General features: G+C 69.5%; 8 protein-coding genes and 1 pseudogene. 7 read left to right on the top strand and 2 right to left on the bottom strand.

The genetic code is table 11. The features are described from left to right. Window positions 1-1100, top strand: a 1100-nt coding sequence (locus tag AC1DZV_RS21575; RefSeq protein ID WP_476954545.1) for an HNH endonuclease, incomplete at its 5' end; no start/stop codon positions are given. Window positions 1101-1552: 452 nt separating this feature from the next. Then, window positions 1553-2170, top strand: coding sequence for a uracil-DNA glycosylase family protein (locus AC1DZV_RS21570; RefSeq protein WP_028276890.1), 618 nt, complete (start codon window positions 1553-1555; stop codon window positions 2168-2170). A 61-nt stretch (window positions 2171-2231) separates the two neighbouring features. On the opposite strand, the gene AC1DZV_RS21565 is transcribed toward AC1DZV_RS21570, so the two are convergent. Both AC1DZV_RS21565 and AC1DZV_RS21560 read right to left on the bottom strand, forming a co-directional pair. Next, entirely contained in the window at window positions 2232-3515 is a 1284-nt protein-coding gene (locus tag AC1DZV_RS21565) for a type II toxin-antitoxin system HipA family toxin (RefSeq protein ID WP_476954544.1), read from the bottom strand. Further along, a complete protein-coding gene (locus AC1DZV_RS21560) occupies window positions 3512-3808 on the bottom strand; it encodes a type II toxin-antitoxin system Y4mF family antitoxin (RefSeq protein WP_370116477.1) in 297 nt (98 codons plus the stop codon). Before AC1DZV_RS21560 ends, AC1DZV_RS21565 begins: the two co-directional genes overlap by 4 nt. A 352-nt stretch (window positions 3809-4160) precedes the next feature. Here AC1DZV_RS21560 and AC1DZV_RS21555 point away from each other — a divergent pair, with 352 nt between their 5' ends. From AC1DZV_RS21555 to aspA, 5 genes and pseudogenes are all read left to right on the top strand, one after another. After that, window positions 4161-4781, top strand: a complete 621-nt coding sequence (locus tag AC1DZV_RS21555; protein ID WP_476954543.1) for a hypothetical protein — start codon at window positions 4161-4163, stop codon at window positions 4779-4781. 119 nt (window positions 4782-4900) lie between these two features. Further along, complete coding sequence (locus AC1DZV_RS21550) at window positions 4901-5644, top strand: YcnI family copper-binding membrane protein (RefSeq protein WP_476954542.1); 744 nt, start codon at window positions 4901-4903, stop codon at window positions 5642-5644. Between the two features lie 140 nt (window positions 5645-5784). Then, a complete protein-coding gene (locus tag AC1DZV_RS21545; protein ID WP_476952105.1) occupies window positions 5785-6480 on the top strand; it encodes a FadR/GntR family transcriptional regulator in 696 nt (231 codons plus the stop codon). A gap of 126 nt (window positions 6481-6606) precedes the next feature. Beyond that, a complete protein-coding gene (locus AC1DZV_RS21540) occupies window positions 6607-7668 on the top strand; it encodes an asparaginase (protein ID WP_476954541.1) in 1062 nt (353 codons plus the stop codon). Between the two features lie 9 nt (window positions 7669-7677). Continuing rightward, window positions 7678-7889 (top strand): annotated as a pseudogene (aspA, locus tag AC1DZV_RS21535) (aspartate ammonia-lyase); the annotation flags it as partial.

The raw sequence follows: 7889 nt of genomic DNA, 5'->3' as shown, positions 1-7889 counted from the left end.
TCGCCGCCGATTCGGGCGCGCTGGCGGGCAAGGGCGACCGGGCCATTGTGGCCGCGGCCCGCACCGCCGCGTACCGGCGTGACCCCCGCTCCGTCACCGAACGCGCCGCGCACGCCGCCACCGAGCGGCACGTCAGCCTGCGCCCGGCCCCCGACACCATGTGCCACCTGACCGCCCTGCTGCCCGTGACCGCCGGCGTCGCCGYCTACAAGGCCCTGAGCGGGCACGCCGACACCCTCCGCGCCGCCGCGGACCCGAGGGGCCGCGGGCAGCTCATGGCCGATGCCCTGGTCGAACGCACCACCGGAACCCCGGGCGGGATCACCGGGGTCGAGATCCAGCTCGTCATCACTGACCGCACCCTCTTCCAGGCCGGCTCCGAACCCGCCCGGCTGCCCGGCTACGGCATCATCCCCGCCGGCTGGGCCCGCACCCTTATCAGCGGCACAAATGGCCCAAAGAGCGGCGAGGGCGGCAGTTCCCCGGGACACAGTGGTCCCCCGAGACCCGGCGCCGTGGCCACGATCACGGACAGAAACGGTGACGGCCAGTCCGGCGCCCCGGGGGACAGTGGTCGCCCTGGACCGGGCGGCACCGCCGGGAGCGGCGATGACCCCGCATTCAACCTCTGGCTCCGGCGGCTCTACACCCACCCCGGCACCGGCGAGCTCGTGGGGATGGACTCCCGCGCCCGGCTCTTCCCGCCCGGGCACCGCCGCTTCATCCAAACCAGAGACGACACTTGCCGCACCCCCTACTGCGACGCGCCCATCCGCCACCTGGACCACATCATTCCCTGGCACACCGGCGGCCCGACCACCACGAACAACGCCGCCGGACTCTGCGAAGCCTGCAACCACACCAAAGAAACCCCCGGCTGGAAAGCACGCCCCGCACCCGGCACCCGCCACACGCTCAAGCTGACGACACCGACAGGCCACAGCTACTACTCCACCGCGCCACCCCTGCCGGGAACTCCGCTCCGGCCATCAGCCACAGATCAGACGGGGTCCCAGCCGGGCTCCCGACACCGGCGCCAGCTCCGGCACCAAGCCAAAACGCTCAGGCGTGGAAAGCCCAAAGTTGGGGCTGCGGCATAGGGACAGTCCGGTGGCTGCCGTGCAGGACCGAACTAACATTGGCTCGGCCTCGGGGCACAGTTGTCGGGCGACGGGCCGCTATTCGAAGCACTCGATTCGCGGCTCTTGCCCTCGGCTCCGCCCCGCTTCATCGCATCCGGCAGGCCGGCGGCAAAGAAAAGCGCCCGACCACCTGAGCGGCGGCGGACGTCAGGCCTGCAGGTACCTTCGCGATCTCGCTAAGAGACGGCTCGGACACTTCAATGTCCCGAACAACCCGGAGTCATCAGATGGTTACCTGCAGGCGCTTTAAGCCTACGCCCGCCTCACTGCCGTCACCAGAGGGCCGTTGACCCAGGGCAAACCCCTGCGCAGCCCCGGCCGAATAGGTCCGGCCGAAACACCCCCTGCCGCGAAAGCGTAGAGTGGAGGAAGCCGCCTGATTCTGGACGCCAAGTGCTGAGGGAGAAATCGTGACGATTGACTGGGACGAAAAGAAGACCCTGCTGCAGGAGCCGAACATCGCCGCGGTGACGCAGCTGTGCGACGAACTCATGGAAAAGAAGCCTGGATCCGTGGTCCCGTACATCGACCCCATCCATGACGAGGACGAATGCCGGATCGTCAGCCTGCATATCAGCCCGGGCAAGGGCACCGAATCAGGCTTTGTCTCGCACTTCAACGACGATGAAGCCGCCCGCCGCGCGACCTCCATCTACGAGGCCGCAGAGCTGGACCCCCGCTATGTGATGCCGTGGAACGCCTACCCGTGGATCCGCGATCCGGAGGCATCCTCCGCCCTGAACGTCCAGGAGAAGACGGACGGCCTCCGGCCCTTCCGCCAGTTCCTCAAGATCAACAAGCGCGTCTCGGCGGTTATTGCGCACGGCGCGGACGCCCACTCCTTCCTGACGCTTTTCGAGAAGACCTACCATTCCTCGCTGAAGAATCATGGTGTCAAGATCTACAAGGCCACCGCACTTGGCGGCCGCGCCTTCGCGGTATCTCCGGCCAAGCAGGAAGAGCTCCTCGCCAAGAACGTTGAGGTCTACAAAGACGCCATGCAGCGGGCGGGCATCCAGCACCTCTGAGGCTCCACGCAACGGCATCCGTCAGCGGCATCCGGCGCAAGCCAAGCCGGCGCCGGCGGCATCACCCGGCCAGCAGCCTGCGCCGGTGTTTGAGTTCCTTGACCCAGTCGCGGGTGACCATCGCTGAAAACGGCGAGGCGCCGTCGTCGGTCATGGAGCGGAACGCCGTGCCCGCCTGAAGGTCCGCCAGCAGCGGATCCGAGGCCTTCAGCGCCAGTTCCAGCACCTGGACGGCAGCACGTTCAGTCAGCCCCATCCCCGCGGCCCAGCCCAGGAAGTGCTTCCGGGAAATCCCTGTGCGCTTGCCGTCCAGGGTCAGGGCGAGTGTCTTGTCCCCGTAGACGACCGTGGACGGGATGTCGTATACCGGCGCGATGGACCATTCCCCGGCCGGCTGCTGCACCATGGAAACGTTCTTCGCGTGCAGGTCGCCGTTGCCCGTCAGCCACGCAAATGCCGCCTGGAGGGCCAAATTCCGCACCGCGGGCAGCGGAGCCGCGCAATAAGCCGCAAGCGCACGGCACACCTGCCCGTATCCCACGTTGTACTTGTCCGCAGGGTAGAGGCCCAGCACCTGCGCGCCGTCCTCGACGGCGAGCCGCTGCACCGCCCGCGGCGACCTGGCCGCCGCCTTGGGCCCCGACCCGCCGGCGACAGGCCCACCGGATACAGTGCCACTGGCTACAGGCACCCGGTCGAAGCGTTCCACGAGGAGCCCCGGCCGGCCGGCGACGTCGCGGATCAGCTGGACCCGGCTCAATGGGATCCGCAGCCGCGCCGCGTACCGGAACATCGCGTACTCGTTTTCGACGACGTGCGGGAACTCGGGCGCGTTGAGTTTGAGAATGTAGCGCCGGCCGGCGCTGGCCACCGGCATGGAGATCATTCCAGCGGACAGCTTGTCCTGCACCCCCGCCAGGGCCACCGGGTCGATCAGCCCGGAGTCGCCCAGCAGGGCCTCGAAATCCACGGGCGTTGCGGGGTCAAGCTCGACGGCGTGCTCGTCCGGGTCCAGCTTCTCGCCATGGCCAACGATTTGCACATCACCCACCGGGTTGGCACCGGCCGCGATGAGCAAGGACAGCTCATCGTCCACGCTGGTCTTGATGGAACGGCGCAACGCATTCAGCCGCCGGCCCTCCGGCAGAAGCCCGGTGAAATACGGCGGGGCCGCCCCCGCCGCGGACAGCACGGGTTCCGGAGTTCGCGGCAGGGAGCTCGCGACGGCGGGGCCCCCGGACGCCAGATAGGCCGGCAGGTAGCTGAACCTGGTGCCGCCGTCGTGCCGTTCCAGCCGGGCCGCCAGCACACCGGCCTTGTAGATATCCGCGATGCGGTGCCTCATGGCCGGGCTTCCGGCCCGTCCCGCAGTTCCCCGTCGGACCGCAGGCCGGCCACCGGACCGGCGAGGGCCCGGGCTGCGGCGCTGGTCCGGGTCTGGACCCGGAGTTCCAGCCCCAGCGTGTCCAGGAGCGCCAGCAGGGAGTCCAGCTGCACCGTGCGTTTACCCTGTTCGACGAACCGGACGAAGCGTTCTGAGACTCCGGCCAGTTCGGCCAGCTCGCGCTGGCTCAGGCGGAGCGACCCGCGCCGGGCCCGGGCCTCGGCAGCGAGTTCGCCCGGAAATGCGTTCCCCATGGCAGCCTCCCGTTAGTCAACACACGTCCGAGGGTCCGGCGTTCGTGCGTACGAACCCTGTGGGTTCGAACCCTGGCGGTACGAACGTGCCGCTTTGCAGGCATTTCCAGTATAGGACGGGCCAGGATGCCTGCACAGAGCTATAACGGCACGTACGTACCGGCGAACTGGGCAGGCGGGGGCAACCGCCGGCGATCGAAGACACCCGCCGTCATAGCCGGCTGGCGCAGCCCGGCCGGCACAGATTGGGCGGTTCAGCCGCGCGCGGACGTGGCGGTTCACAATGGCCCGTAGGATTTAAGGGACTTAAGCGACAACCAGACCCCACGGAATCCGGAAAGGACTGCACACGATGACGCGCGCTTCCTTCCGGCTGTTCCGCACCGGCCTGATCGGATCCATCATCGTGGCGCTGGCAGCCGGCGGGCACCTGGCCGGCGGCGGACGGCTGCCCGAGCCGGCGATCGTGACGGCGTTGTGTGCCGTGGCGATGGTCCCCGTGGCCGTACTTACCCGCGTCCGCCTGTCCTTTCCGGCCCTGGCCGGCCTGCTCGGCGTAGGGCAACTGTGGCTGCACTGGTCCTTCGGCGCCTTGTCCTCAGGGGCGCCCGCGGCCCTCCAGGCCCGGATGGCTGCGGGTCATCCGGGTCATCCGGGCCATTCGGCGGCTGCCATTGCCCCGGCGATGCCCGACCCTTCCATGGCGGTTTCGGCGGCCGACATGGGCGGAGCCATGTTCGCCGCACACGCGATGGCGACGCTCGGCACGGCACTTTTGCTCGCACGCAGCGAGCGGGCCCTGTCCGCACTTGTTTCCTGGCTGCGCCCGCTCGTGCAGCTGCCCCAGCCCTCCGCCGCCACGCCCCTGCGCGTCCCCGGCCCCTGCGCGGTCAACCTGGTCCTCCCCAAAGCCCGGGCTGGCCTCCGCCTGCCGACCAGGCGCGGACCTCCGGAGCTGTCGCCCGCCGCCTGACATCAATCCCTTTCACCTACGGACAGGGACAGCAGGCGGCCACCCCACTGCTACCGCCGGAAGGACAACGCACCGGACGGCTCCCCATCTGATATCCGTAAGTGAAAGGCACCCTTGCCATGAAACCCTCCCTTCGCCGTACCCTCAAAACCGCCGCTGCCGCCACGATGACCGCGGGCCTGCTCGCCGCCGGCGCAGCAGCCGCCTCCGCCCACGTCCACGTCGACACCGACGATCCGGCCGCGGGCGGCTACAGCCACCTGACGTTCAATGTCCCCAACGAGTCCGAGTCGGCCAAGACCAGCAAAGTCGAAGTCACGCTGCCCACGGACACCCCGTTCACTTCGGTGTCGGTGAAGCCTGTCGAGGGCTGGAAGGCCGTCATCACCACGAGCGAGCTGCCGAAGCCGATCACGGTCGCCGGCGCCACGATCACCAAGGCCCCGAGTTCCGTGGTCTGGACCGCTGACGAGGCCCACCAGATCGGACCGGACGAGTACCAGGCCTTCTCACTGTCCGTCGGCGTCCTGCCGGACGCGGGAACTACGGTGACGCTGCCGACGGCCCAGACCTACACCGATGGAACCGTCGTGAAGTGGGACGAGAAGACAGTCGAGGGCCAGGCCGAACCCGGGCACCCGGCACCCTCCTTCGTGACCACGGCCAAGGACGCCGAGGCCCACGGCGCAGCCGTCCCCGCCGCAGCCACGACGACCGCACCCTCGGCGGCCCCGGCAGCGGCAGCGGGCACGTCCAGTGCCGGCGGATCCGCCGCCGGCTGGATCGGCCTGGCTGCAGGGCTGATCGGCCTGGCCGCGGGCGTCACCGCGCTGGTCCGCACCCGCCCGTCCAAGGTCCAGTAGTCCCGGCCAGCAGCCCGGACGCCAACCCAGGCAAGTAGGCCGCCGCCGGAACTCCGGCCCGAGCGGCGACGGCGGCCCCGGACCCCCGGGGCCGCCGTCATACTTGACACCCCGGTGTGATCTCTGCCATGTTTTAAAGCGTGAACCTGTCAGACAGCCGGACAGCAGGACAGCCTTTGGCTCGCCTCAGTGCCGCCGAAGCCGTTTTCAACGTCCTCCGCACCGAGATCGAATCCGGCAAGCTCGGCGTCGGCGCCAAGCTGAGCTCCGAGGCCACTCTTGCCCAGCAGTACGGCGTGAGCCGCTCCGTGGTCCGCGAGGCCCTGCGCTCCTGCACCGCCCTGGGCCTGACGGTCACCAAGACCGGGCGGGGCACGTTCGTCGTCGCCAACCGCGTGGCAAAGGACCTGGTCCTGGGCCAATACTCGGCCCGCGACCTCACGGAGGCGCGTCCCCATATCGAGGTTCCTGCCGCCGGACTGGCTGCAGAACGCCGTTCGGCCGAGGAGCTGGCAACGCTGCGCGACATCGTTGCCGCGATGAGCGGCGAGGACGACCCCGAAGTGTGGGTGGGCCTGGACTCCAGCTTCCACGCGTTGATCGCGCGGGCCAGCCGAAACAAGGTCTTCGAGAACGTCGTCGCGGACATCCGGGACGCCCTCGCCCACCAGTCCGAGACCCTGAACATGGTGGCGGACCGCCAGCACGCGTCCGACGAGGAGCACCGGCGCATCCTGGCCGCGATCGAAGCCGGCGACGCGGCGACGGCGCGCATCGCCATGAGCCAGCATCTGCACGCCGTTGGCATTGCCCTCGACTCGATTCTCAACGCCTGACGTCAGGCGCCTGGTGCCTGGTGCCGTCAACGATGCCGTAAGCAATCTGGTCAGCACCGGCAAAACCAGCACCAACACAGTGACCAGCCACCACAACCGCATCAACCGCCACCGCCAAAGGACGCAATGACTTCCCCTGCTCTCGCCAACACCCCGACCCCGCTCGCCCCGGAGTGGCTGCCGCAGCACGTCCCGCTTGCGGTCCAGACCCGGGACGGGCTGGTCGAGAGTGTCCACTACGGCTCGGTCATCGCCACCGCAGCGGACGGCCAGATCCTCCTCACTGCCGGGGAGCCCCTCGCCCCGTTCTACCCGCGGTCCGCCCTGAAGCCCCTGCAGGCCGTCGCCATGGTCCGCGCCGGGCTGGACCTCCCGGACGAACTCCTCGCCCTCGCCGCCGCCAGCCATTCTGGCGCAGCCAGCCACCGTGACGGCGCCGGGCGCATCCTGGAGCTGCACGGCCTGACGCCCGCGGACCTCGAGAACAGCACCGATCTCCCCTACGGCGCCCGCGAGCGCGAAGACTGGCTCGGCGGCGGGGGCCAGGCCACCCAACTGACGCAGAACTGTTCCGGAAAGCATGCCGCCATGGCGGCCACCTGCGTTATCAATGGCTGGCCGGTTCAGGGCTACTTGGACCCGGCGCACCCGCTACAGCAGCTGGTGGCCCGGACCGTGGCGGACCTGACCGGTGAAGACCCCCAGCGCACCACCACTGACGGCTGCGGCACCCCGCTCTTTGCGCTCACGCTGCGCGGCATGGCCCGCGCCTTCGGCCGCCTCGCCGCGGCCGCCGCGGCCGGATCCGGCGAAACAGAAGTCGGCGAAGCGGAAGCCGCCGTCGGCCGCGCCATGCGCCGCCACCCCGAGATGGTTGCGGGCGAGGACCGGGATGTCACCGAGCTGATGCGCCTGGTCCCCGGCCTGCTTGCCAAGGACGGTTTCGAGGGCGTCCAGCTGGTGGGCCTCCCGGATGGCCGTGCCCTCGCCGTGAAGGTTTCCGACGGCGGAGACCGCGCCCGGATGCCCGTCACCGTCCGGGTCCTGGCCGCGCTCGACGTCGACACCTCCCCCTTGGCGCGCCTTGCCGCTACCCCTGTGCTGGGCGGCGGCCGGCCCGTCGGGCTGCTGCAGGCCACCGATTTCCTCGCTGACCCCAAGTTCTCCCACGCCCCCAAAAACCTGTAAGGGACCGCCATGACCTCGCACGACGAACGCGCAGAATTCCGCTCCGAACACGATCTCCTGGGTGACCGGGATGTTCCCGCCGGCGCCTACTGGGGCGTCCACACCCTCCGGGCCGTGGAGAACTTCCCCATCACCGGCCAGCCGCTGTCCTCCAACATGCACCTGGTCCGCGGGCTGGCCGCCGTGAAACTCGCCGCCGCCCGCACCAACCACGAGCTCGG

Source organism: Arthrobacter sp. P1_D12 (genome assembly GCF_056406175.1).
The sequence above is the reverse complement of the archived record's forward strand: the minus strand, read 5'-3'. Positions and strand labels throughout refer to the sequence as shown.

Excerpts from the sequence above, each read along its gene's own strand:
- AC1DZV_RS21555 (WP_476954543.1), top strand. The coding sequence starts at position 4,161 with ATGACGCGCGCTTCCTTCCGGCTGTTCCGCACCGGCCTGATCGGATCC.
- AC1DZV_RS21540 (WP_476954541.1), top strand. The coding sequence starts at position 6,607 with ATGACTTCCCCTGCTCTCGCCAACACCCCGACCCCGCTCGCCCCGGAG.
- AC1DZV_RS21550 (WP_476954542.1), top strand. The coding sequence starts at position 4,901 with ATGAAACCCTCCCTTCGCCGTACCCTCAAAACCGCCGCTGCCGCCACG.
- AC1DZV_RS21565 (WP_476954544.1), bottom strand. The coding sequence starts at position 3,515 with ATGAGGCACCGCATCGCGGATATCTACAAGGCCGGTGTGCTGGCGGCC.
- AC1DZV_RS21560 (WP_370116477.1), bottom strand. The coding sequence starts at position 3,808 with ATGGGGAACGCATTTCCGGGCGAACTCGCTGCCGAGGCCCGGGCCCGG.